Source organism: Fulvivirga kasyanovii (genome assembly GCF_009711405.1).
Classification (GTDB): Bacteria; Bacteroidota; Bacteroidia; order Cytophagales; family Cyclobacteriaceae; genus Fulvivirga; species Fulvivirga kasyanovii.
Map to the genome: position 1 here is coordinate 5,325 of NZ_SMLW01000673.1, position 25,937 is coordinate 31,261.

Consider the following 25,937-nt stretch of genomic DNA (forward strand, 5'->3'; position numbering starts at 1 on the left):
AAACCGGGTATACCACCCAAATTCGTTAACTTTCGTTTAACCTTTCAATATTTCAAATGTACGGAAGGATAGGTTACCAGGATATATTTGTTACCTATTGGTAACTAGTTACTAAAAAGTAACTATCAATATTTTTTCTTAAATTTACAACCTGTTAAATTGCAGTTCAGATGAGAAATAATGGCCGGTTGAACTATAGTTTACACCATTTTTACACCCACCATACTAATTAAGAACAGACATGAAGAAGAAGGAAGCACCAGAACTATCCACCAGATGCAGAGTTCTGATCCAGGGCGTGAGAGACACTCAGGATTTGTTGAATGGCAAATGGAAAACACCGATCATCGGTGCTTTGTACTACCGTGGTAAAATGCGGTTTATGGAATTGCGCAGGGAGCTGGACGGTATAGCACCAAAGATGCTGTCGCAGGAACTCAAAGACCTGGAGATGAACCATCTTGTAACCCGCACAGTCTACAACACCATGCCTGTAACTGTAGAGTACGACCTTACTGAATACGGGAGAAGCCTCAACTCCATCCTCGATGCCATGGGTGAGTGGGGCATTAAATACCGTGAGCAAATGTTGAAGCTTTAACAGCTTTCACCTGTAAGCCACGTATTTTTGATCCTGCGTCTCTTATTTGAAAACCATATTTAGAAAATCTACTGTAAAATTCAATGTAGGTTCAAACCATGGGTGCACAAGCCAGAAGGAATGAGGTGTGCCTTCTATAGTATGTACTTCGCTGTAGATGCTATGTGAATTTAAAATTTTGATCATATCATCCCGGCCTGCGTGGAACCTGGGCTGGGCACTGTTGATGAACAAAACAGGTGGCGTAGAGCTGCCTGCATATTCAAGAGGTGAAGCCTCTTTCCATATTTCCGGGATCTCGCTTTTATATCCCCCCAGCCACTTAGCAGCATATTTTCCCTCCTCTGCCTCAGGGTGTACGAATGATACAATTCCATCGATATTGACTATGGCTTGTACTGTGCTGGTATGCTGTAAATTTCCCTCGTTGCCTTCCAACTTCTTCATTTTCCCGGTCACACCGAGCAGTGTAGCCAGTTGTGCTCCTGCCGAGCATCCCAGCGTGGCTATCTTGGTGGTATCAAGCTGGTAAGTCTCTGCATGGGCCCGCATCCAGCGAATAGCGGCTTTAAGGTCATGAACGGCAGCAGGGTATTTCACTTCCGGACTTAGCCTGTACTCCGCAACCACCGCCACGTATCCGTTAGCAGCCAGGTGCTGTGCCATGGGAATCTGGTTGGCTTTTTCTCCCGAGCTCCATCCTCCGCCAAATATCAGCAGCACTCCGGGATACTTTTTATCTTCCCCCCGGACCGGATAAAAAACATCCACGGTAAGATCCCTCCCTACATTTACATATGGAACGTTGTAGCTTTCTTCAACTCCGTCAAGCTTCTGTGGCGAGATGGGCTCTATTTCCGGATGATACTTTTTGAGCTTGAGGTATGCACTTCGAATAGAGTAGGATGTATCCCGGGGGTAATCATAATGCTGAGCATACATTTGAATAAATACGAACAGAAGCAGTAGCGTGCAAAAATATTTCTTCTTCATGCAAAAGGGCGATAGTTCTTTTTTTTAATCATCTGGCCAGTTCAGCATTTTGAGGTCATTCTGAAAAGTTCTTTTTCAGAATGACCTCTGTATTACATGGCTACATAAGCCATAATCTTTATTGTTTCATCACTGTTTGAGTAAAACTACCTTTATCAGTAACCACCTTCAAGATAAACTGATTGCTTCTCTCAGAGATATCCAAATGAACCTGCTGACCATACATTACCGGTTCATTTATGGCTTCAATCAATTTCCCCTGAATACTATAGATCTCTATGCGGAGTGGCTTTCCAGCTTGTCCCATATTGATGAATAGCTCATTCTGAAATGGGTTGGGGTAAACCTTAATGCCCTCTGAACCTTCAGAAGAAGATATAACAGGTTCTGACACTCCGGCAGTTCTGGAGCTTGAAGTACTACTTACTTTAACTAAAAGCCATTGTGCATTAGGATGGCTGGTATTGGCATACTGCTTACAGTCAGCGCCATTGGTGGTTTGTCCATATCCATCTAAAAACATTCCGGTAGACCGGTTCCTGATCCTGGAATAATCTCCGTCAAATTGCTCTACTGCCCAGTGCGAGTTTTGGTGTGTAGTATTAGCCCATTGTGCACAATTAGCACCGTTGGTAGTGGATCCCATACCGTCAAGTATCATTCCTGTACCCCGGTTTACAAATTGATAGTAACCACTGCCCACATCAACCATCTGCCAATGTGAATTCACATGGTTTGTGCCTGCATACTGGCCGCAGATGTCGCCGTTTCCGGTTCTTCCCATGCCATCTAAAAACAATCCGGTTCCTCTGTTTTTCAATTGATAATAGGTGATCGTTGCAGGTGCGTTAATAGTAAATTTACCGCTATGCGACGCTGTTGTGCTGCCTCCTACTGTAGATACTGTATAGACAAAAGTTCCTGCCTCTGTGGGAGTACCACTTAATGTAACGGTTTTATTTGAGGTACTAATAGAGGTGTTAATACCTGATGGCAAACCTGATACGGTTACCGAAGTAGCTCCTGTCCATGAATAGTAAAACCCAGTGATAGCGTCACCTAAGTTGATAGTTTGCATGCTGGAGCCGGCTCCATGTTTGGTAAGGCTTGTCTCAACAGGATCCCAATTGTCGTTGCCAGCCAAAACGGTAGCTCTTTCGTACAAAGGAGCTTCGGAAGGGGTTAACGCTCTTATACCTGCCCAGTTTGCCCTGCCACTCATATCAGCACCGCCGCCTGTATTTTGATATTCGTATAACTCCAGCTTATCAGATGTTGCTGCATAATCCATATTCCAGGTAGTGGGCCACCCCAGTGGGTCGATCATGGAGGTCATATTGCAGTATATCCAGGTAGTTTTAGGGTAGTTATGCCATGGCCTTCCAAGTGCTATTTTTTTACCGTCATCACCACTTCTCGGACTATTGTCTGCATAAGTGAGTTGGCATTTGTAGAACACAAATCCATATTTCTGTGTCTCAATTGTAGATGGGGCTGTAATCCATCCTCCTCCCCAGCTTCTAATCTCACACTCCTCTAAAAAAACGATTCCTCCCCCGTAGATGTAATCTGTCCTTCCTGTTATCAGGCAACCTTTAAAATAAGCCCTCTTACCATTGTTCCAAAACCAAATGGTATCCTGATAGCCTTTAAAATCACAGTTAATGAATACGGCTTTGTCTCCTCTTACGGTAAGTGCCTGTGCCTGCCCCACAGGTCCCGCAGTATTTTGAACCGTAAGGTTTTCCATTCTAAAACCATCGGCCACAATGGTTAGGGTTGCTGAAGTCCTTATGATATCATCAGACCATAAAGCTGCATCCTCAACCGGGCACTTGCCGCTGGAGCAATCATAGATATGATAGCTAATGACAGTTCCTGTCCTGCTCTCGCCCAGAAAAGTTACGTTTTTCTTATCAGACGGTACAATAAGCTTTTCAGTATTATACAAGCCGGATTTCAAATAGATTACAGTTCGGGTTGAAGAATTACTAGGCACTGCATTAATAGCAGCCTGGATTGAAGTGTAATCTCCTGACCCATCTTTTGCTACTATGATATCTGCATCAGCAGCGGTAGTAGCAAAAGCAGAAGTAAAGATCAGCCCCAGGCCGATCACAGTCAAAATGAATTTGAGTGGAATTTTTAATGTACTCATGGTTTAATAAATTAAGGTTATAGATTGAACAAAAAGCACCATAGCACATGGGGAATGTTATGGCGAGATCGGTGCTACATCAGTAGAGTAACTTTTAAAATTTCAAACATAAGCCTGCCCATAATTGGCGCGGTCTTATTAGTAAGCGTCTGGTTACTGCTAAATGATAGAGCTATATTTTTTCATTATTCGTTATAAATTATGGTTCGTCTTTCTTTATTACTCTTCATGGCCAGTTCAATAATGCGTATGGTATTTCTACCTTGCTCCGGTGTTACCTGTAACTCTGATTTACCGGTAATAGCCTCATAAATATTTTCGTAGTAGGCCGGGTAATTGCCATTTATACTTTTCACGGTTTCCCGATGGTCTCCATGCTCATCCATATAATTAATGGTGCCCCATTGGTTATCAGGCTCCCGGCCCCAGTCCTGATCTGTCAGTGATTTCTTTGCTTCATTGAGTGTGGCCTCCTGTATATCCAGGCCGTATTTAACAAACGAGCCATGGGTTCCCAGTAAAATATACTTGGGCAGCGGCTCTTTAACCAGCATTCCGGATTTGATGGTTACTTTGAGGTTTGGATAATGTAATATCAACTCAAAGTTATCTACGATATGGCTGTTGTCGCGCTGTATATTCATAAAGCAGGTCACCGCTTCTGGTAGCCCGAAGAGTACCTGCGCCTGATCGATCAGGTGGGAGCCCAGGTCATATAATAAACCTGTGCCTAAGGAGCCTTCCTCTTTCCATGTATCGGGCTTTATGAAATTCCTGAAACGGTCGAAATGGCTCTCAAACTCTACTAAACGACCTAGTTTGCCACTTTCCATCACCTTTTGCACGGTCAGAAAATCGCTGTCCCATCTGCGGTTTTGATAAACAGACAGTACTTTCTGCTTTTCATTAGCTAGTTTTATCAGATCATCTGCCTCTGCCGAGGTAACGGTGAAGGGCTTTTCGACCACTACGTGTTTACCAGCCAGCAGCGAGGCATGGGCCAGTGAATAATGCGCACTGTTAGGCACGGCCAGCACCACAAGATCTATCTCAGGATCATTGATTATGCTTAGGGCATCCGATACAATTTCAGCCTGGGGATACCTGTTTTTTGCAATATTGATATTTTCTTCCCGCGTTTCCCTTATCCTGACTAGTTCAAGGCCTTTAACATGGTCTATCAAAGGAGCATGAAATACACGACCTCCCATACCATAACCTATTAATCCTACTTTAATATTCTCCATATTGCTAATATTCATTATTCAAAGGGTTTTCCAAAGGTGCTTAAGTGTTATAAATCTAATCACTCTTCAAGTCCTTACGATACAACACATAGGTTTTCCCTTTCTCCGTAGACAAGTCATATAGAAATGTTTCGGGAACAATTATATCATTAATCTCAGCTTTATCGCTGATCAGGGGTTCTTTTACAGCCGCCTGTAAATAAAATGGATTTGGGTTGTCACCTGAAGCTGTCTTCAATTTTCCCTTGGCCAATTTCAATGGATTAGCCGATCTTATTCTACAGTTACCCCCTAAAGAGGATTGAATTACCAGCTTCTCCACCTTACCTTCTTTCCAGGAAAGGCTGACAATAAAGCCCCCTCTTGCTACCAGGCCTGAAACTTCCCCTTCTTTCCAAAGATCTGGCAAGGCCGGGAGTACAAACAGCGCTCCGTCGTGGCTTTGCAGAAGCATTTCCGCAATGCCGGCAGTGCAACCAAAGTTACCATCTATCTGAAAGGGCGGATGGGCATCCAGCAGGTTCGGATAAGTACCTCCTCCATTGGTTCCTTTATCTTCCCCGGCAGGTGATAACTGGTCGGTAATGAGCTTGAAGGCCCTATTCCCATTCAACAGGCGAGCCCACAGGTTAACCTTCCAACCCATTGACCAGCCGGTAGAGATGTCGCCCCGATGTATAAGAGAAGTTTTGACCGCAGCAAACAGGTCAGGCCGGGTAAATGGTGATACCTGATTGGAAGGATACAAGCCATATAAATGGGATACATGACGATGTTTATCATCGGGTCTGTCCCAATCGGCAAGCCACTCCTGCAACTGGCCATGCTGGCCAATTTGCATGGGCGGCAGTTTTTGAAGTTGGTATTTAACCGTGTCGGCAAGGCTTTCATCTTTTTGAAGTACTGATGCCGCATTCAGAAAATTAGAAAAAACATCAAATACCAACTGATTGTCCATGGTATTGCCGGCAGCCAGGGATGTACCTCCGGGATGCTTGTTTTCGGGAGACATGGAAGGGCTAACTACCAGCCAGTGATGACCGGGTTCTTCCTGCAATACATCGACATAGAAGAGTGTTGCGCCTTTTAATACCGGGTATACCTCTTCGAGGAACCCGGTATCCCCTGTGAACAAATAGTGTTGCCATAAATGCTGGGTCAGCCATGCGCCGCCCATAGGCCACATGCCATAAAAGGCCCCATCTATCGGGCCGGTGATTCTCCATATATCAGTGTTGTGGTGCATGTTCCATCCTCTTGCTCCATACATTTCATGTGCGCTCCGCCTTCCGGTAACGGACAGGTCTTTGATCATGGAGAAGAGGGGTTGGTGTAGTTCCGACAAGTTTGTGATCTCCGCTGGCCAGTAGTTCATTTCGGTATTAATATTTACGGTATACTTGCTGTCCCACGGTGGGGCAATCTCCTGGTTCCAGATACCCTGAAGGTTTGCGGGCTGTGTACCGGGCTGGGAGCTGGAGATCAACAAATAACGGCCAAACTGGAAGTACAGGGAAACGAGGGACAGGTCCTGGTCTTTAGTAAAGTTTTTAAGCCTTTCGTCAGTAGGTTTGTCCTCACTGTTATTACCACCTATACGAAGGCTCACCCTGTTAAAGTATTGTTTATAAAAGCGGATATGATCTTCTCTCAATTGAGCATAATCTTTTTTTACAGCCTGAGAGAGGAATTGCCTGGCCTTTCCCACAGCGTCCCCACTTATATCATCATACCTTTTGAAGTTAGTAGCCATAGAAATGTAGAGGGTAACGGTATCTGATTTTTCTATAGTTACCTGATCGTTGCTGATCACAAGTTTACCTCCTTCAATTTCAGGTTGCACAAGGGCATGAAACCGGATTTTTCCTTGCTTATTGTCCTGGTCACCTGAAGTACCTGATAAAGCCAGCGCCTCGCCCATAGCCTCTGTCAAATATTTTTCATGGGGACTGTCAAAGCTAATGTTGCAGCTTATGCTTCCCGGTTTATCGGCAGTAATCCTGACAGCGATAACCTGGTCGGTAAATGAAGAAAATATTTCACGGGTATAGTTGATCCCATTCAGCTCATAAGAAACTTTGGCAACGGCATTTGCAATGTCCAGGTCTCGGTAATATTTCGCTGCCTTTTCATGCCCCTGAAAATCAATATTCAGATTACCAACGGGCTGGTAAGGCATACCGTAATTATTATTGGCAGGGGCATGGCGAGGGACTTTGCTCATGAGCAGATCTTGCGCTTCTTTGTGTTTACCTGCAAATAGCAGTTCCCGTACTTGCGGTAATATTTCTTTAAAGCCGGCAGGCAGGTTATTCCCTGGTTCGCCTGCCCAAACGGTTTCCTCATTGAGTTGCAGCTTTTCTTTACCGGGGTTACCAAATATCATGGCTCCGATCCTTCCATTGCCAATTGGCAAGGCTGCATTCCAGTTTTCAGCCGGTTCATCATACCACAGCTTCAGCGATTCTTTTGGCTGGCCCACACTCCAGGTAAGGGTAAGACCAAAAAGTATACTGAGTGCTGTTCTTTTTATGTTGAGTACATCAACCACCCTTCTTTAGATCTTTTAAGCCATCAAAAACAAGTTGTGCCACTGCTTTTGCCCCTTCCGGCTGGAAATGGGTATTGTCACTCTCTCCTTCAGGATATGCTTCATATTTACCGGCCGGGAGGTTCATAAAATAGTTATTGGTAACGTATTCCTTTCCTTTGGCAGTAAAGGCATCGATGGAGCGCTGGGTAAGGTCTATTACTTGAACACCGTATTCTTTAGCCACATCTTTTGCGGCCTGTGGGTAGTCTCCGTGCACATTTTCCAGTTGACCATCCTTCCAGGGATAATTCCGGTTTACCGGGGTGATCACTATGGGTATGGCCCCTTTCTGAAGAGTCTGTGTGATGTAGAGCCGCAGAAATTCTTTGTATCCTTCGATATCTACATAGCGTTCCGGCTTATGTTCTGCCGCATCATTATGACCAAATTGCATCATCACTATATCGTTCTTCTTCAGGTTATCATAGACGCTTCGCCACCTGCCTTCCTGAAAAAATGTGCGGGTGCTTCTTCCTCCCCGGGCCCTGTCGTCAACCACAACGCTATCACCGCGAACAATATGTTTTAATTTTTTCAGGCTATCTACTGCCATAAATGGCTGAAATACCTGCCCCCAACCGGTTACGGGATATCTGGTTTTCATGTAGTCTTTCCCTTCATCATAATTATCACTATAATCAGCTACGGTAGAGTCTCCAATCAGATATATGGTAACAATTTCCTGCTTTGCCAAAAAGGATGTCGCCAACAGGCCGAGTGTAATGACCAGTATTATTCTTTCTTTGTTATTCATTTGGGTCAGTCTTTTAAATATTGAACTAATTCAGGCAATTCACTATGTATTTCCTCCACTACAAGATCGCACACCCTAAAGGCTCCGTATGGTGAAAGATGGGTATCATCAGCGCGACCATCAGGCAACGACGAATATTCCCCCGGATTAATGTGAAGAAAAAGTTGTTTCGAACTCTCTTCTCCATAGTTAATCAGCAGTTCACGTGTTTTAGCCTCCAGATCAAGTAATGGCACTTTTTCTTCTTTAGCCACCTGACGCACTACATCCGGGTATTTACCGTGAGTATCGACGAGCTTTCCTTGTTCATCGAATTCCCTGCGAACGATAGGTGTTGCCAGCACTGGTTTTCCTCCTTTAGCACGGGTATCTGCTATATATTTCTTCAGGTTGGCTCTGTATGCAGTATCTGGGTCGGTGTAGCGTTTGGGGTCTTTGATTTTTTGATCGTTGTGCCCGAACTCGATAATCACGTAATCACCCGGACTGATCAGCGACAGTACCTTGTCCCATCGGCCTTCGTCCATAAAGCTTTTTGTGCTTCGGCCATTGACTGCATGGTTATCTATACGGATGCCGTCCTTTAAATACAAGGGAAAAACCTGGCCCCACCCCTTTTCAGGATTACCATTTTTAAAAGGTTTGTCAGCCACAGTAGAGTCGGCCACCAGGTATATGGTTACTTCATCGTTCTGCAGCAGAAAAGCTAACGGACTAAATAAAAGCAGCAGTATGAGGGTTTTCATCATTTATAATTATGTGGTTTTAATGGATACAGAACTATTTTACCTGAGCTTAACGGCCTTCTTTTTTACTTCACTCCCCATCTTAATCTGCTCTTTTTCAATTTCACTTTTATTAAAATGGATATTTTCTGAAGCGTTACCCAGCACACGTACAGCAGGTTGACTTCCTTCTTTGTAGTCCAGATTCGAGATATCTACATTGGTGCCATTAAAAATGGTAAGCGCATTGCCTTTTTCCTGCAGTATTTTCACATTTTTAAATGTTATCTGATCAGAATCAATTATGGTAATACCATTTTTTGCTTCCAATAAGGCATTTTCGAGCGTTACATTTTTTAGTTTCATTTCAGGGAGCCCCTGGAATAAGGCCGCAGTACCTGAACCGGTAGCGGTAATGTTCTTCATATAAATGTTCCTGAATGAAGGTGTCTCCTCAGTAACGGGCATTGGCTCCTGATCTGTCTCGGCTACCTCCTGCCCTTCTTCCAGTATGGGAGACTGGCCTCCGTAAAACATATTGAACCTGATAGCTTCTGTTGGTATATCAATCATATCAATATTGGAGATATAAATATTCTCTACTACACCTCCACGGCCGCGGGTACTTTTAAACCTGAGGCCTACATCTGTACCTATAAAAGTGCAGTTGGAAATATGGATATTTTTTACCCCTCCCGACATTTCACTACCAACCACGAAACCTCCATGGCCATGATACACTGTATTGTTTTTTACAATCACATTCTCTGTGGGTATACCACGCTTCCGGCCATCTTCATTTTTACCTGATTTGATACAAATAGCATCATCACCTACGTCGAAGGTATTGTTATAGATCAATGCATTTTTACACGATTCGAGGTCAAGGCCGTCGCCATTCTGCGAATACCAGGGATTGCGGACGGTCAGGTTTCTGATGGTAACATCTTCGCACATTAAAGGGTGGATGTTCCATGCCGGCGAATTCTGGAAAGTGGGGCCATCAAGCAATACCTTCTTACAATTGATAAAACTGACCATTACGGGGCGTAAAAAGTCTTTTACCGCTTCGAATTCTTCGCGTGTTTCATATGGGGGCACATTAAAATTCTTCACCAGTTTCTGGGCTTTTTCATAGGCCTCAGACGGGTACCATACTTTGCCATCTTCACTCACAATACCCCCTGACTTCAACAACTGTGCCCATTGGGTCGGCGACATTTTACCTTTTTTCACAGGTCTCCACGAGTCTCCGGAGCCATCAATGATCCCCTTGCCTGTAATAGCGATGTTTTCCAGGTCTTTTCCATAGATCGGTGACTGGCAACGGTAGGTATCCAGACCTTCGAAGCTGGTCCCTATGAGTGGGTATTTGCTTTTATCTTTACTGAAAACAATCAGTGCGCCCTGCTCTACATGCAGGTTGATATTACTTTTGAAAACAATAGGGCCAGTCAGCCATATACCTCTTGGCACAATAAGCTTGCCTCCACCTTTTTCAGAAAGGGCATCGATAGCCCGGGCAAAAGCCTGGGTGTTGTCAAATATGCCATTACTCACGGCATCGTAGTCTTTTATACTTACTGCATGGTCAGGAAAAGAAGGGGTGCTCACTTTGGGCATTTCAAATTCAACCCCTGCGTACATTTTATCCTCCTGACTTCTCCCCTGATGGTATGAAAGTACCAATAGCAACATGAATGCCCTCAATATATTCTTTTGCATACGAATTGTCTCTTTATTGTAGTAATAGTCTTGTCTATATAAGTTCTTTCCCTATTTCAAAGGGGTTACTCTAAACCAGTCGTAGTCAGCATAGCCTGAGTCGTTGATCTTATCCTGCCTAACGGCGAATATGCCAACTTTTGCACCTATCCAACGTCCTGGCACTGCTGTGAACTCTCCACCAACAGCTTTAAACTTCTTGCCATTTTCGCTGTAGCTGAACTGGCACCTGGCACCCTCCCGCACTTCTACCTTGAAATAGACTTCATTGTCTTTCAGCTTTGTAATGATCTCCTGCTTTTCTTCGTTGCCATGCCTTACATCGTTCGCCGTGGTAAAAGCGATATAAAGGCCATCTTTCTTGCTGACAAGGCTGATATGTGCATAGTCTTCTCCCATAACCAGCAAGCCTGTCTTCTCATTCTCCAGCTCTTCGTTGGGGTTGAAAGTCAATTTGGTCGTAGCCGCAAACTCCAGTGCAGGAAATTTCTGTAACAGCAGGTTAGGAGCTCCCCATAAGCTTTTTGCATCTTCGGGCAATTGATCGGTGTAAAGCCTGAGTTTTCCGGCTGCTGCGTTGGGAAATGCCCAACCAGCCTTCGGATTTGCATGCCATTGCCATTGTACCCCCAGCCTGTTGCCACTAAACTCATCTGTATCAGGAGGGGTTTGTTTGGGATAGCTTTTACCAACATTCGGTTTTTTGTAGATCATTACGGGCTGTCCTTTGCCATCGCCATCAAGGTCTTCACCGATCACCGGCCAGTCATTTTTCCAAACCATGGGTTGCAAATGCACTATGCGTCCATAGGCTTCTCTATCCTGAAAATGCGCAAACCAGGATTCACCTGATTCCAGTTCAACCCAGCCTCCCTGATGCGGGCCGTTAATGGCTGTATTGCCCTGATCCATCACTATGCGGTCTTCATAAGGACCGTATACATTTTTGGAGCGCAATACGGTTTGCCAGCCTGTAGGCACTCCTCCTGCCGGGGCAAAAATGTAGTAGTAGCCGTTTCTTTTATAAAATTTAGGGCCTTCTATCGTTGGGTGATTTTCGTGCCCGTCAAATACGATGGTGCCTTCATCTAGCAGCTTTGTGCCGTCGGGGCTCATTTTATTGACCACCAGAACACTTTTTATTCCTGCACGGCTACCGGCAAATGCATGTACTAGGTAAGCATTGCCGTTGTCATCCCAAAGTGGGCACGGATCTATAAGTCCCTTTCCTTCCTGCACCAAAACAGGTTCTTCCCACGGCCCTTCAGCTTTTTTTGCCTTAACCATGTAAATGCCAAAATCCGGGTCACCGTAATAGATATAAAATTCGTTGTTATGATAACGAATGGAAGGAGCCCAAACGCCATTGCCATGTTGCGGCTTTGAGAAATGATCAAAAGGAGCCTGCCTATCCAGTGCATAGCCTATCAGCTTCCAGTTAACAAGGTCTTTGGAGTGTAGTATAGGCAAGCCGGGAATAGCATTGAAACTGGATGAGGTCATATAAAAGTCATCACCCACTTTACAAATGTCCGGGTCAGAATAGTCTGCGTACAGGATCGGGTTTTTGAATGTTCCGTTGCCCTGGTCTGCCACCCATACTTCGGACAGGTCATTATTCTGACCAAAGCCTGTATGGCCGACAGCAAAGGCCGCGGTAAATAATAGTATTGCTTTAAATAAGTTGTTGGTTTTCATATGCACTTTAGTTCTCCACATTATCATTAAGTTTTTGGTTGGGGTTCCAATCTTTAAATATCATTTCTAAAGTAAATTTCCCAAGATCATCTTTAGTCAGTTGGCGAGACCATTCCACGCGGGCACCTTTTGCTGCCCCTGGCCCGGATGAATTATACTCTGCATAGAATACTGTATTTTCTGCCTCCGGTTTATTCCAGTTGTGCCACCCTTCGGGCTTTATGTGCTTGCCCATTTCACAATTGATGAATACGGTTTGGGCATAAGGTCTCCAGGGTCTGCCGAGGTACACGCTTTGCTCAGGGGCATCTCCTGTTAATTTGCAGTTGATGAATACCAGCCCATAATCAGCGCCCTGATCAGTAGATGCTGCTGTAATATAGCTCCCTCCGTTTTTTGAAAAGATCTCGCAATTTTCAAAAACGGCAGTTGACCATCCGAAAATAAAATCGGTTGTACCTTCTATATAGCAGTTTTTGTAATATTGCCTGCTACCCTTGCCATGAGGATAAAGTGTATCCTGAAAACCAAGAAAACGGCAATTTTCGAATATCACCTTGTCTCCATCGATGCGCACCGCCACGGCTTGTCCTACAGGGCCTGAGGAATTTTCGAAGGTGATGTTACGAGCTGTAAAGCCTTCTCCAAAAACAAAAAATCCTGATGAGCCTGAGGTACCGATCTCTTCTCCAAACCTGTTGGTCTTGGAAGCGTAATCGTCATAGGTAATGGTTGTCTTGCTCACATCCTCGCCAATGAAAGTAACATTGGTTTTGGAGGCGGGAAGGATTAGTTTTTCCTTATACCGACCATTTTTGATGAAAATGCGGGTTTCATTCTTTCTCAGGTCCGGCACTGCATTGATGGCTTCCTGTATAGTTTTGAAATCGCCGCTTCCATCACCGGATACTATAAAATCGTAGTCTGCCCCAAATAAGGATGCAGAAACAAATAAAAATAAACTGCTCAGGATCAACTTCATTCGCTATGGCTGTTTATAACCTTATCGTACTCCAATGACGCCATAATAAACGGGCCTATGGCTTTGGGATCATTATCCCTTTTTTCTTCATTGATATAATACTCGTAAGTGCCACTTCTGTAAGGATCGCCTCCCAAACCTGCAACTGCACATACCTGAGTAATGCTTATGGAGCCATCATCTTCAGTTTTTATAAGATTTTTAAGCAGCCCCTCGTAAGCCTCAATACCATTTTCGGCAAACTTTTGGTCGAGATAGCCTTTTTCAACACCCTTTAGCAAAAAGTAAGCAAACATGGATGAAGCAGATGCTTCGAGGTAATTTCCTTCTTTTTCGCCCATATTCACTACCTGGTACCACAGCCCTGAAGTATCCTGATACTTTACCAGTCCGGCAGCCATCTTGTTGGCAATGTCAACAATCATTTGTTGCTTGGGGTGGTCTTCAGGCATATAATCCAGCACGTCAACCAGCGCCATAGCGAACCAGCCCATGCCACGCCCCCAGAAGTTCGGGGAAAGGCCGGTTTCTTTATCAGCCCACTCCTGCTCTCGGCTTTCATCCCATCCATGATAATAGAGGCCGGTTTCAGGATCATAGGCATATTTATCTATCAGATAGATTTGATTGGCAACGTCATCGAAAAGTGCGGGTTCGTCAAAATTTGCAGCATACTTTGCCAGGAACGGTGACCCCATGTAAATACCATCCAGCCACATTTGATGCGGGTATCTCTTCTTGTGCCAAAAACCTCCTTCGCTGGTACGCGGGTGCTCCTTCATCTGGTCTCTCAAAGTGTGAATTGCCACTTTATAGTTTTCTTTACCGGTTTCTTTGTACAGGTCAATCAGAAACTTGCCAGGATTTACCCTGTCGATGTTGTAGTCAGTTTGCTTGTAGGTTTTTATCTCTCCTTCCGCATTGATCATGGAATCTGCATAGGCAACGGCATAGTTGTAATACTTTTTGTCTCCGGTAGCTTCCGAAAGTTTCAGAAAGGAGGAACAAACAAGACCATTGGTATATTCCCATTTGGGCTTTGGCCTGAAATCAAGGTATTGTGCATCAGGAGTTCTTTTCATTTCCGAATCTGCCATTTTTACCGCCATCTCTTTACCACTTACTTTTGCAGTCACTGTGGTTGCCGGCACTTCGGCTTTTACCTCTTCTTTGCCCTGATCACCTCCTTTACCTGAGCATCCTGCCAGTAGCCCTACCGACACCATGATGACGGACATAGCTCCAAATCTCTTTGCCTCCCGCATTCCAAACTTCCCGGGGCCGGGGAATACATTGCTTCCTGTCTGCATATTTTGAGTTTTTCTGGTTTTTGATATTTCTATCACTTCACTAGTTGGTTTAAATAAACTTCTATATTGGTATATTCATTGTCTATCCCATATGCAACTGCATCGTTGCTGTCTTTGGGGTTGAGTCCATATTTGGTTTCCCATTTGTCGGGCATTCCATCATTATCTGTGTCCTCAGGGGCTTTTTTGGTTTTAAGTTCAGGCCACCCCCCTACGTCTTTTTGAGAGTCAATAATACCGTTATTAAAGCTGGCCGTGCCCTTTTTCACCTCTTCTACAATTCTTTTATCTACTGCATCCCTGCAATGGCTTGCCCCTGCACTTGCCAGAACGGATTCATAGGCTTCTTCGGCTGTTTGCGTATTTATAGGAATGGCCTCAAAAGGTTCTTCTGCTTTAGTGCTCTCAGGGTTTTCACATTGGACACCTCCGGCCCAGTTGTTTTCTGTTACTTTCTCGCTCCCTGCCACATAATTTCCATGTACATAAAATTTCCCATAGGGTTCGCTGGGGTTTACTATCCTATCTTTTATGGACTTTTTGGTAGCAGGCCCGGCTTTGTAGTAGTTGTTGACCATATTATATCTGCCTTTTTCACCACCATAAACACTGTTATGACCCCAGTTATAAATTACATTGTTCCTGAAATCAACAAGCTCTTCGGGACTGTTGGGTGTTGAAGATGAGCCGCTAAACCTGGGGTTACGGCTGCTATGGTGTGCTATAAGGTTGTGGTGAAAAGAAGTATTTACCCCGCCCCATATTCCACCATACCCATGGGCACCTTTCTTGTGGACTGACTGGCTGAGGCTTTCAGAAATTATACACCATTGTAGGGTAAAGTCTGAGTTTTTGTAAAAAGAAGCACATTCATCAGTAGACCAGCTTACAGAGCAATGGTCGATGATCACATTTCTATTTCCTCTGCCTTTGAAGGCATCATCTTCAACATGTTCTTCATCCCCAAGCCTGAAACGGATATAGCGGATAATCACATTATCGGCACTAACCCTTACCGGATAGTTTTTGATGCAAATGCCATCTCCGGGTGCCGATTGTCCGGCAATAGTAAGCTCTCCATTATCTATGGGTAAGTCTGATTCCAATGCGATATTACCGGAAACGGCAAATGTGATAATACGTGGCCCTTTCGCTTTAATTGCTTCCCTGAGGCTTCCGGGGCCAGAGTCATTTAGATTGGTCACGATCAGAACCTTGCCTCCACGCCCTCCGGTTGCATATTTACCAAAGCCTTCCGCCCCGGGGAATGCCAATTGCTGCGCACTTATTATAGCAGGCAGGAAAATAGCTCCACCGATAAGGACATTCCTGAAAATTTTTACTATTCGTAACTTCATTATTTATTCCACCCTTTCTAAAAATGTATTTACCTCATCCAGCACCATATCCGGGCTCCAGTTATCTTCTACAACTGGTTCTGTATAAGTTGTTTTGAATACATTGGTGATCGTGTACCCGACTGCTTCAGTTTCCGTAAGATAGCTTATCCAGTCTACTCTGCCGGATTTATCAGCTCCTTCACCTGTATTGGCATATTCGGCGTAGCGGACAGTCTTCTCGTTATCCGTGTTGCCCCAATTGTCCCAACCTGCGGGTTTTATGGCATCAGACATTTCACTGTTGAGAAACACAACCGCGGCATATGGTCTCCATGGTCTTCCCAATGTAGTTATTCCTTCCCCTTCACCGGTTATTTTGCAATTGTTGAATACATAACCATAATTAACATATGACTCGGTGGAAGCTGCGGTAATAGCGCTGCCTCCTTTGGTGTACAAATCACAATTCTCAAACCAGGCTGTAGCCGGGCCAAAAATAAAATCCGTAGACCCTTCGATATAGCAGTTACTAAAATATTGCCGGGACCGGCCTCCGTACATGGTGTCCTGATAACCCAGGAACCTGCAGTTTTCGAAAACTGCCTTATCTCCACTGATATACACCGCTAATGCCTGACCAACAGGGCCGGAAGAATTTTGAAAAGTGATGTTCCGGGCATAAAAGTTATCTCCATGCCAGTAGCTGGATGCAGAGCCGCTGGTGCCATACTCCTCTCCTGTGTCCTCATTGACCTTGGAGGCATAGTTGTTATAGGTAAGGACTACCTTTTCAGCGTCCTCACCTATAAGTGTCACATTATCTTTCTTCTTTTCTAATGTAATGACCTCTTTATACACACCATTTTTGATGTAAACGTAAGTTCGTTCTTCTTTCAAAAATAGAATAGCATCAAGCACTTCCTGCACGGTGGCAAAGTCACCGGAACCATCCTGGGCCACCACGTAGTCATAGGTAACCGGATCTTCCTCAATGGTATTGGTGTCTTTCCCATCATCTTCTCCACAGCCTGATAATATTATACCCGGTAAGAGTAGTATAAACAGACCAAATACCTTCTGTTGGATCATTTTTGCCCGCTTGTTATTTCAGATACCAAACTGTTCAGGTAAACTTCGATGTTTTCATACCCTGTACTCAGGTCATGACCATTGGCTTCAAATTCGGCAGGGTTAAGCCCCATTTGTGTTTTCCAGCTATCAGGCATGCCGTCTCCGGAAGTATCCACCGGGGCATCTTTTGAATTTAAAACAGGCCATCCGCCTACATCGCTTTGAGTATCAATAATGCCGTTGGTGCTACCATTAGAACCTTCGTAAGTATAATTTCCATTCTTCACATCACTGAGAATATGCTCATCTACCGCATCCCTTACCAAAGAGGCACCACCATAGGCCAATACTTTTTCGTATGCCACTTCCGCAGTATGGGTATTTACATTATTTCCGATATCGTGGGGTGCATCAAGGCGCATATTGGCTTTATCTTCTTCCGAAATGGTACCATAGCTACCATGAAAGTGAGGGTAAACACCATGGGTCCAGTTATCGTTTGTGGCCAGGGTGCTTCCATGTATGTAATTGCCATCTATATAAAATTTGCCCCAGGTATCGTACACATCGGTACCTTCGACCTTGTTCTTATCAATAGCAATTATCCGGTCGTCTTTAGAGCTTGAAGTGGCAGGACCGGCTTTGTAGTAGCAATTTACAATGTTTACATTCATGGCTTCACCTCCGTAAGTACTATTACCGCCCCAATTGTACATTACATTATTTCGCAGGTCCACAAGATCCGTGAGCGCAAATGCATCACCGGCCGGCTCACCCAGTCTGGGGTTTCGGCTATCATGGTGTGCGAGCAGATTGTGATGGAACGAAGCATATTTGCCCCCCCAGATTCCGCCATAGCCATGGGCTCCTTTACCATGCACTGAGTTTCTCAGGCTTTCTCCAATTATACACCACTGAACAGTAGTATTCTCATTAGCATAAAACGATACACACTCATCGGTTGACCAGCTCATAGAACAGTGGTCTATAATAATATTTTTGTGAAACCGGCCACCCAGGGCATCCCCTTCAACCTGTGCCTCATCCCCCATTCTAAACCTCATGAAGCGGATGATTATATTGTCGGCAGCAATAGTTACCGGATAATTTTTAATAGTAATACCATCTCCCGGAGCGGTTTGTCCCGCGATAGTGACATCTCCGTTATGTATCTTGAGTTCCGAGTTCAATTCAATGGTACCAGATACTTTAAAAAGAATGTACCGTGGGCCACTGGCTTTAATGGCAGCCCTTAAGCTTCCGGTACCCGCATCGTTCAGATTAGTGACATAAATCACTTTACCACCCCGGCCTCCGGTAGTATTTCTGCCAAAACCTTCGGCACCCTCAAAAGCGTAGGCATCTTCATTTACCGGAATGGAATCCTGTACGTCGGTTGAATCCGGATCAGTAGTGGTAGTAGTATCTCCTACAGAAGTGGTATCCGTGCCAGGACCGGGCTTAGGATCAGAATCGTCACTTCCGCAATTAGCCAGAAAGATAAATAAGGATAGGGCGAGAAATAAGCAGAGTTTATTGAATGATCTCATGAATGTGTTGTGGTTAAAAATTAATCAAATTTGGGGTAAAGCCTGCCAGACAATTATGATAGAGTAAAAAAGATGCGCCCTGTTTTTCAAGGACACATCTCGTACATATGAAGAAAATTTAACTATAGTCCCGGCCTCCATCTTGGGTCTCCCGCACTGTTCGCCGCAGAGAAGCCTTTATCCTTAATGTTATAATCCACGTTCTCCCTGTCAACCCAAAGGTCATCCGCTGTGCCACTGTAAATGAACGACGGGAAGCCTGCAATGTCATTCCCGGAAAAGGAGAAATCTGAAGGACTCCAGGTATTGATGATATCGAAAGTAGTGGCTCCCAGGCCTTCAGTACCTTTCACCGCATAAACCTCTGATCCGCTCATATCCCAACCTGGCCCCCAGATAGTATTATAAATTTTAATACCTCCGGTTACGTCGTTTTTACCTGCGCCTCCTCTCCATCTGAACATCTGGCGACCTGCTTCCGGGGCTTGATCTATGGTACAGCTCTCAATAGTAATGGAACCTGTATTTGTTCTACTCGCCAGGAAGTACTGAAACTTGGAGAATGTAGAGTTTTGAAGCAAAATATCCCCGGCAGTCCAGCCGTCAGTGTCTACATAAAATGCAGCATATCCATTAATACTATCAGCTACAGAATTCACTATTGAATACTTGTCTATAGTACCAGTACCTCCTTTGATTCTTGTAATGCCTCTATGCGAGTGAATTTCGCAACCATCAAATTTTATTTCACCTATTGTACCTGACACTGAAATATTAAAGACATAGCCGCCCCCAAAATCACCATGAATAGCAACATTTTTAAATACCAAAGAATCTATTGAAGCTCCATCTGCGATATCATAATTTCCGCTCGCAGTATGAATAAGCGGCAAAGCTGGCGTAAATCCATAACCACTAATAATCAGTACCGAACTATTAAAATTATACCCATTAGCCTGGTAGGCCCTTCCCGGCTCTATTATTACCACAGCACCATCTTCAATATCACCCAGAGTATCGGCCAGGATATTCTCATTTTCTATCCCTGAAAGGTCATAGACAGGGCGATCCCCAAATTCTAAAGGTGGCTTGGTAGTATATACTTCCCAACCTCTCAAAGTCTCTCCTGAATAAATGGCTATCTGATATGTAGTACTGGGACTTAAACTGCCAATAACAGCCTCATTTGCATCTATCTGTTGCTCCGTTAAATCAAACTCAAACAATGGAGTCGCCAACCTAAGGTCACTGGCTGCAAATACTTTCACTCCATCAATCAATTCGCCGGAAGTTGACCAGAATACTCTTGCTCTTGTATCTGTCACATCAAATTGCATATTTGGTGTTCCCTGATTTGATGGGTATTTTTTGGTTTTTACCGAACCCAAATCAGATGGTCTACTATCATACTGAGGATCCGCCGCATGGGCCGTGGCTCTAACCTGATAAGTTGTGTACCATAGCAACTCCTCCCCAACCTTCTCTTCATTTATTATGAAATAGCTAGTGTCAGTTGCAAATGTATAATCAGTCGTCTTGAATGAATCACGGCTTACCTCAATAGTATAAGAAACGGCCTCCTTGAGTTTACCAATGTCTACAATGATGGTGTTGCCTTCTGATTGCAGTACTTCATTTAAAACCGGGCTAAACAATCGGGTTTTCTCAAATACCTCCTCATCATCTTTACAGGCAAAAATTGCCAGCATACCTAGCAGGAGGATACCTGAAGTTTTATAAATTTTTGATCTGATATTTTTCATTTTATGAGTCTTTTAAGTTCTTAGAAACCATATCCGTCATTTTGTAATACACCCAGACTATTGTCTATGCCTATAGTAGGTATTGGGAAGATATATCTTACCGGGTGTGTATATCTGGCCCAGTCTCTTGTGATCCACTCTCGATAATTATTTGGCTGACTTGAATCAATTAACCCCTCTATCCAATTTTCTTGTCTCCAATTGTCAATATCTGGTGGAATGGCTTTAGAATAAAGATCATATATAACCAATGTTCCATCAGGCTCATTCCGTACATACAAGTATTGTGGTAAATCACCGCTATCTACTTCGTCAGCCATTTTTTTCAGTCCGGCAACGGTCGCCTGTACTTTTGCTGAATATAAGTTCCAGCGAATAAGCTCATATTTTCTGATCATCTCACCTCCAAATTCCCATGCTCTTTCATCTACGATGGCATTAAAGAAAGATTCTTTGCTAGCTGAAACTGTATTGATATAGCTATCAACTTTCTCAGCCCAAACCGCATCAGGGAAAGCTCTTTGCCTTACTCTGCGAAGCATTTCCTGCGCTTGTCCGGTAGGTCCATTCAGTTCATTTTCGGCTTCTGCATACATGAGTAGCACATCGGCATAGCGCATCATAGGCCAGTTAATACCTGTACCCTTTGATGTATTGCTTCCTGGAGCTTTTTCCAAATAAGCCCTGCTCCACTTACCCTGAGCTATACTGTTTATACCAACCAATTCCTGAGGTTCCAGGTCTTCTTTGGAGGGAGTCTCGTTAGGGTAAAGATATAATGCACATGTCACATCTCTGCGCTGATCCGCTTCGTCAAATGAATAAAAATATGTTGGGGGAATATTCATGTAATTATTACCGGTACCATAAGGTCCAGACTGTACTGCTACGCCAATATTCCAGCCTACATCACCCTCTCCTATTGCAAATGGCACTTCAAAGAGCACGTCAGAATTAACAGGGTTTATGAATTTTGACTGGTTTAGAAAAACCTGTCGATAATCCTGTGGTAATTGGCGATCCTTAAGCTGTATCAGTTTTCCAGTATATTGACGAGCTGTATCATAATAAGCCAAGTAGTCTGAAGCTCTATCCATGGTCATGTCTGGCTTAAGAAACCAGCCTCCTCTTTGCAAAGACAATCTGGCAATCATACCCAATGTATATTCCCGGTTGACCTGCTCAATACCATACGGTGTCTGATCGGCCCAATACATGTTCGCTTCAGCCTCAATCATATCGTGTATTACAGATGACAGTATTACATTCCGGTCTTCTTTGGGTCGGTTAAACTCAACGCCTGCTTTCGGAGCTTCAGTTATAAAAGGTATATCCCCAAAATAGAAGGTCAGCATACTGTACCAATAAGCACGCAAAGTATACGCTTCACCCAGCAAATGACTCATATCAGCAGCGAGCACTTGATCTTCTGAATTATAGGCTTTGCTGGCGAGAATACCCTCAATAGCAATGTTAGCATCCCGTATGGCTTTATACCCTATGTCCCACACATAATCGAGATCTCCGTTGTTTTCCTGAGCGTTGAGGTCCCATATCTGGTAGCGAGCCGCGTCACTAGCCCAGCCACTATTGTGTTCTATGTCGGTGTTGCCAGTCATGTTATTGGATAACCGTGATCGAAACCCGTCATGACTGAAGTGAACATAAATAGCATTTACTCCTCCTCGGGCATCTTCTGCATTTGAAAAGACGTATTCACTATCAAAAGTTGACAATGAGGCGGGCTCCAGATAATCATCACAGGAGGCCATGATAAAAGCCAGGGTAGTTATTATTAAATATCTTAATTTCATATCTCTGTATTTTTTCACTTAAAAAGTAATATTCACACCTACGGTATATGACCTGCTTCTTGGGTATGCTGAATAATCAACACCGGGTGTTAATGCAGGATAAGAGCTGCTTCTTGTAGTACTCACCTCAGGGTCGTAACCTGAATAATTAGTCCATAATGCCAGATTATAACCTGTTGCATATATCCTGACCTGAGATAGCTTTACCTTTGAGATCAATTCGACCGGCAAGGTGTACCCCAATGTCAGTGTATTGAGCCTGATAAAGGATCCATCTTCTACTGCCCAGTCCGTCAGCACCGCGGTAGCAGTACCAAATGAATTGTTACCACTCCACATACTCTTTCCCGCATTCATCTCCCTCAATTGCTCAAGGTCTGTTACTTCCTCTCCCGGAGTACCGGTGTAGGATCCATCTACATCTATGTAGGTAAAGCGGTTATCAGGATTCATGGTATTCAGCATATTACTGTAAGTAGTACGATAATACTGGTTAAACTCTATTTTGCCAGTGTTATAGATGTCATTGCCATAAGACCAGTTGAAGAATATGGAAGCATCAAATCCTTTGTACCTGGCGTTGAAGCCAAAGCCACCCTGAGCCTTGGGAAGGGCATTGCCAATTACTTGTCTGTCATCGCTATCAACATCTCCATCACCGTCCAAATCCTTTATTTTCATATATCCGGGTCTCAAAGAAGTGACTCCAAGCACACTGCTGTTATCTACAACACCTTCTTTCAGCACATATTCACCAGATGACGCATCCATTTCAAAATCATCAACAGTATACATTCCCTCATGTACATAGCCGTATATAAGTCCTATAGTCTCTCCAACCCGCAAAAGAAAATCATTCCTGTCCTTTAGGCTTGTACTGGCCCAATCAGACTGAAAAAATCTCTCATTAGTGCCATCTAACTCTTCAATTTTTCCTTTGTTCAGACCGAAATTGATATTGGCAGAAAGTGAAAATTCATCATTATCGATAATATACCCTTCAAGTCCCAGTTCGATACCTCGATTGGAGGTGCTTCCAATATTGTCCCACTGAGTTTCGAAACCTGAATTTGGTGGAATTGCTTTATCCAACAAAAGATCCGTAGTGGTGTTATAGTAAGCATCGAAACTACCAGTGATCCTTGCTTTGAAAAGAGAGAAATCAAGCCCCGCATTTCTACTTATAGTTGTTTCCCATATTAGAAAAGGGTTATACAATACTTTTGATTCAGGCGAATAGTAGAGATGAGACCCTCCGTTACCAAATCCTGGTCCGTTATTCTCCTGAGCCGAGAAAAGGAATCTTGACGCATTTCTATCTACCTTATCGTTACCGATTTCCCCATAACTCAGTCTTAACTTTAACTGATCTACAAAATTCACATTAGACATAAATGCCTCTTCGGATAGCTTCCATCCAACTGCCACTGCCGGGAAAAAACCTACACGTTTGTCTTTAGCAAATTTACTGTTGGCATCTCTCCTGAAAGTAGCAGTCAACATAAACCGGTCGTCCCACTGATAATTTACCCTACCAAAAAGGGAAAACTTATTATCTTCAGTGGCTTCTGCTGTCTGGTAGCGAAGCTCTCCTTTTCCTAATTGCATGTTCGCAAACATTTCTTCCGGTGTGATGGATACTCTGAATTCTTCCTGGCGTACAAAAGAACTCTCGCCTCCGTTTGAATTAATTTCCTGACCGACGAGCAGGTCTAATTTGTGTCGTCCCAGATCTTTAAAGCTATACCCTACCGTATTATACCATCGGTATGACCAGCTATTTCGCTCCTCAATTGTGCCTAAAGGCAGACTACTTCCTTCCTTTTGAGATTCACCGGTCAATGGCCCATAAAACCTAAGATTTTCCCTATAATTACTTTGCCCATTGACTACGGTTTTAAATGTAAGATTGTTTGTTGCATTCCAGGACAGTCCACCATTAAAAGCATAGTTTTTATCCGTACGCTTGCGCCAGTCTTGCTCTGCCAGCTCAGTAGGGTTTATCAGAGTTAATAAAAAAGACTGGTAATCATCGTTGGTATCTAGTGAGTTGAGATCAATATCAAGTTCATCGGCGATACCATTAACCGGCCGCGTAGTTATGGCATCCTTCACACGAAGCTGAGAGCTTCCGGAGGTCCCTGAACCGTCTGTTATCGAATAAGTAACTCTTGTTCCAAAATCAAATAAGAGATTATCTGAAATATTCTGACTCAACTTCAAGTTAAGGGCATTTCTCTCATATCCTGAGCCTGAGATGAGTCCTTCCTCACTATTGTTGGTAAGACTAAGGGAAATTTTTGTATTTTCAGAGCCTCCACTAAGACTAACATTATGATATTGAGAAAGCTGGCCTCCACCAAAAAGTTCATCCTGCCAGTCTGTTCCTGCCTTGTTTTTGTATAATTCCAGATCCTCATATTTACCGTAGTACTTTTCAAATTTCTCAACATCCTGCTGCGATTTTAGTTTAGCGGTTTCATAATTAGCCATTACATAGTCGTAGGGTGATAAAACCTCGTACTTACGATTTTGAGGCAATTCATTATACTTGGCAAAGCCATTATAGTTGACTGATACCCTTCCGGCCTTTGGTTTTTTGGTGTTGATGATAATTACTCCGTTGGCCGCGCTTGCACCATAAATGGCAGTTGCAGCAGCATCTTTCAACACATCTATACTTGCTATGTCAGTAGGCGGAATATCACGTATGCTACTCATGATAAACCCATCCACAACGTATAGAGGAGAGTTATCCTGCGTTACGGAGCCTCCTCCTCTTACGCGGATCACAATTTCGGCATCCGGAGAGCCATCCGTAGTCTGAACCCGCACACCAGGCAGGCGACCGGTAATCGCTTCTGCGGCACTGGCAACAGGTATTTTTTGAAGGGTTTCTGCCGAAACTGAGGCAACGGATCCGGTAAGGTCAGATCTTTTCATTGTACCATAGCCGACGTCCACAATCTCTATTTCAGCAAGCTGTGTGATATCCTCCTCCATCGTAATATTAAATGAAGTCTGATTTCCCACACTTACTTCCTGAGGCTTCATGCCGATAAAAGAAAACACCAGAGTGGCATTTCCTTTTACGCTGATCTTAAATGCGCCGTCGATATCGGTAACAGTGCCATTGGAGGTGCCTTTCTCAATAACCGACACACCTGGCAGCATCTCACCGTCCGCGGCCTTAACTGTTCCGGAGACAGTAACGCTTTGCGCGTAACCGAATACAGGGCCAAAAATGGCAACTCCTGTAAGGATCAGAGCAGTTAATGATTTCTTCAATAGGAGAGTAGTTTTACTCATAGTGTAGTGAGGTTTAAGTGTTTAATCTTGCGTAAAATGTGCAATCGATTGCATATTAAGAAAAATATTATGCACCTCAAAATAAAAGTTAACAATTTTATAACACAGCCGTTTTAAATACTGCAAAAGGACTATTGAAGAAAATTTTATATTTCAATAACCTGACATCACCGAACTTTTTATTGAGAAAAATGCAAATATTTTTCATAAATTGTGCAAACGTTTGCTCAATCTTAAACTTTCGGCCTATATTGTCATATCATAGCTCTGACAACAGGTAAGCTCTTTCAGCTAATAAAAGCAC

17 protein-coding genes are annotated in these 25,937 nt (G+C 43.8%); 1 reads left to right on the forward strand and 16 read right to left on the reverse strand.

Annotated elements, in window-relative coordinates; translation table 11 throughout:
- Window positions 1-241 precede the first annotated feature (241 nt).
- Window positions 242-601 (forward strand): winged helix-turn-helix transcriptional regulator, encoded by a 360-nt coding sequence (locus E1163_RS28015; RefSeq protein ID WP_155176702.1) that lies wholly within the window; start codon window positions 242-244, stop codon window positions 599-601.
- Between the two features lie 42 nt (window positions 602-643).
- On the opposite strand, the gene E1163_RS28020 is transcribed toward E1163_RS28015, so the two are convergent.
- The 16 genes from E1163_RS28020 to E1163_RS28095 all read right to left on the reverse strand — a co-directional run bounded on the left by E1163_RS28020 (window position 644) and on the right by E1163_RS28095 (window position 25,633).
- Window positions 644-1,594, reverse strand: a complete 951-nt coding sequence (locus E1163_RS28020; protein WP_155176704.1) for an alpha/beta hydrolase — start codon at window positions 1,592-1,594, stop codon at window positions 644-646.
- 118 nt (window positions 1,595-1,712) lie between these two features.
- Window positions 1,713-3,752 (reverse strand): pectinesterase family protein, encoded by a 2,040-nt coding sequence (locus E1163_RS28025; protein ID WP_155176706.1) that lies wholly within the window; start codon window positions 3,750-3,752, stop codon window positions 1,713-1,715.
- Window positions 3,753-3,937: 185 nt separating this feature from the next.
- On the reverse strand, window positions 3,938-5,014 hold the full coding sequence (locus tag E1163_RS28030) for an oxidoreductase (protein ID WP_246223962.1): 1,077 nt from the start codon (window positions 5,012-5,014) through the stop codon (window positions 3,938-3,940).
- A 40-nt stretch (window positions 5,015-5,054) separates the two neighbouring features.
- On the reverse strand, window positions 5,055-7,550 hold the full coding sequence (locus tag E1163_RS28035) for a glycoside hydrolase family 95 protein (protein WP_343033992.1): 2,496 nt from the start codon (window positions 7,548-7,550) through the stop codon (window positions 5,055-5,057).
- On the reverse strand, window positions 7,543-8,346 hold the full coding sequence (locus tag E1163_RS28040) for a rhamnogalacturonan acetylesterase (RefSeq protein ID WP_155176708.1): 804 nt from the start codon (window positions 8,344-8,346) through the stop codon (window positions 7,543-7,545). The genes E1163_RS28035 and E1163_RS28040 overlap by 8 nt, the downstream gene beginning before the upstream one ends.
- Window positions 8,347-8,351: 5 nt before the next feature.
- On the reverse strand, window positions 8,352-9,095 hold the full coding sequence (locus E1163_RS28045) for a rhamnogalacturonan acetylesterase (RefSeq protein WP_246223963.1): 744 nt from the start codon (window positions 9,093-9,095) through the stop codon (window positions 8,352-8,354).
- 36 nt (window positions 9,096-9,131) lie between these two features.
- Window positions 9,132-10,796 carry a glycoside hydrolase family 28 protein gene (locus tag E1163_RS28050; RefSeq protein WP_221418098.1) on the reverse strand — a complete coding sequence of 555 codons (1,665 nt, stop codon included), beginning with the start codon at window positions 10,794-10,796 and terminating at the stop codon, window positions 9,132-9,134.
- Between the two features lie 51 nt (window positions 10,797-10,847).
- On the reverse strand, window positions 10,848-12,515 hold the full coding sequence (locus E1163_RS28055) for a glycoside hydrolase family 43 protein (RefSeq protein ID WP_246223964.1): 1,668 nt from the start codon (window positions 12,513-12,515) through the stop codon (window positions 10,848-10,850).
- Window positions 12,502-13,476 (reverse strand): pectinesterase family protein, encoded by a 975-nt coding sequence (locus E1163_RS28060; protein ID WP_155176710.1) that lies wholly within the window; start codon window positions 13,474-13,476, stop codon window positions 12,502-12,504. The genes E1163_RS28055 and E1163_RS28060 overlap by 14 nt, the downstream gene beginning before the upstream one ends.
- Window positions 13,473-14,822 carry a glycoside hydrolase family 88/105 protein gene (locus E1163_RS28065; protein ID WP_343033993.1) on the reverse strand — a complete coding sequence of 450 codons (1,350 nt, stop codon included), beginning with the start codon at window positions 14,820-14,822 and terminating at the stop codon, window positions 13,473-13,475. The genes E1163_RS28060 and E1163_RS28065 overlap by 4 nt, the downstream gene beginning before the upstream one ends.
- Window positions 14,819-16,144 carry a pectate lyase gene (locus tag E1163_RS28070; protein WP_246223965.1) on the reverse strand — a complete coding sequence of 442 codons (1,326 nt, stop codon included), beginning with the start codon at window positions 16,142-16,144 and terminating at the stop codon, window positions 14,819-14,821. The genes E1163_RS28065 and E1163_RS28070 overlap by 4 nt, the downstream gene beginning before the upstream one ends.
- 3 nt (window positions 16,145-16,147) lie before the next feature.
- A complete protein-coding gene (locus tag E1163_RS28075) occupies window positions 16,148-17,215 on the reverse strand; it encodes a pectinesterase family protein (protein ID WP_155176712.1) in 1,068 nt (355 codons plus the stop codon).
- Complete coding sequence (locus tag E1163_RS28080; protein WP_155176714.1) at window positions 17,212-18,747, reverse strand: pectate lyase family protein; 1,536 nt, start codon at window positions 18,745-18,747, stop codon at window positions 17,212-17,214. Before E1163_RS28080 ends, E1163_RS28075 begins: the two co-directional genes overlap by 4 nt.
- Before the next feature lie 122 nt (window positions 18,748-18,869).
- Window positions 18,870-20,510, reverse strand: a complete 1,641-nt coding sequence (locus tag E1163_RS28085) for a DUF4957 domain-containing protein (protein WP_155176716.1) — start codon at window positions 20,508-20,510, stop codon at window positions 18,870-18,872.
- A gap of 20 nt (window positions 20,511-20,530) precedes the next feature.
- On the reverse strand, window positions 20,531-22,324 hold the full coding sequence (locus tag E1163_RS28090; protein ID WP_155176718.1) for a RagB/SusD family nutrient uptake outer membrane protein: 1,794 nt from the start codon (window positions 22,322-22,324) through the stop codon (window positions 20,531-20,533).
- Between the two features lie 18 nt (window positions 22,325-22,342).
- Window positions 22,343-25,633, reverse strand: a complete 3,291-nt coding sequence (locus tag E1163_RS28095; protein ID WP_155176720.1) for a SusC/RagA family TonB-linked outer membrane protein — start codon at window positions 25,631-25,633, stop codon at window positions 22,343-22,345.
- Window positions 25,634-25,937: the final 304 nt, after the last annotated feature.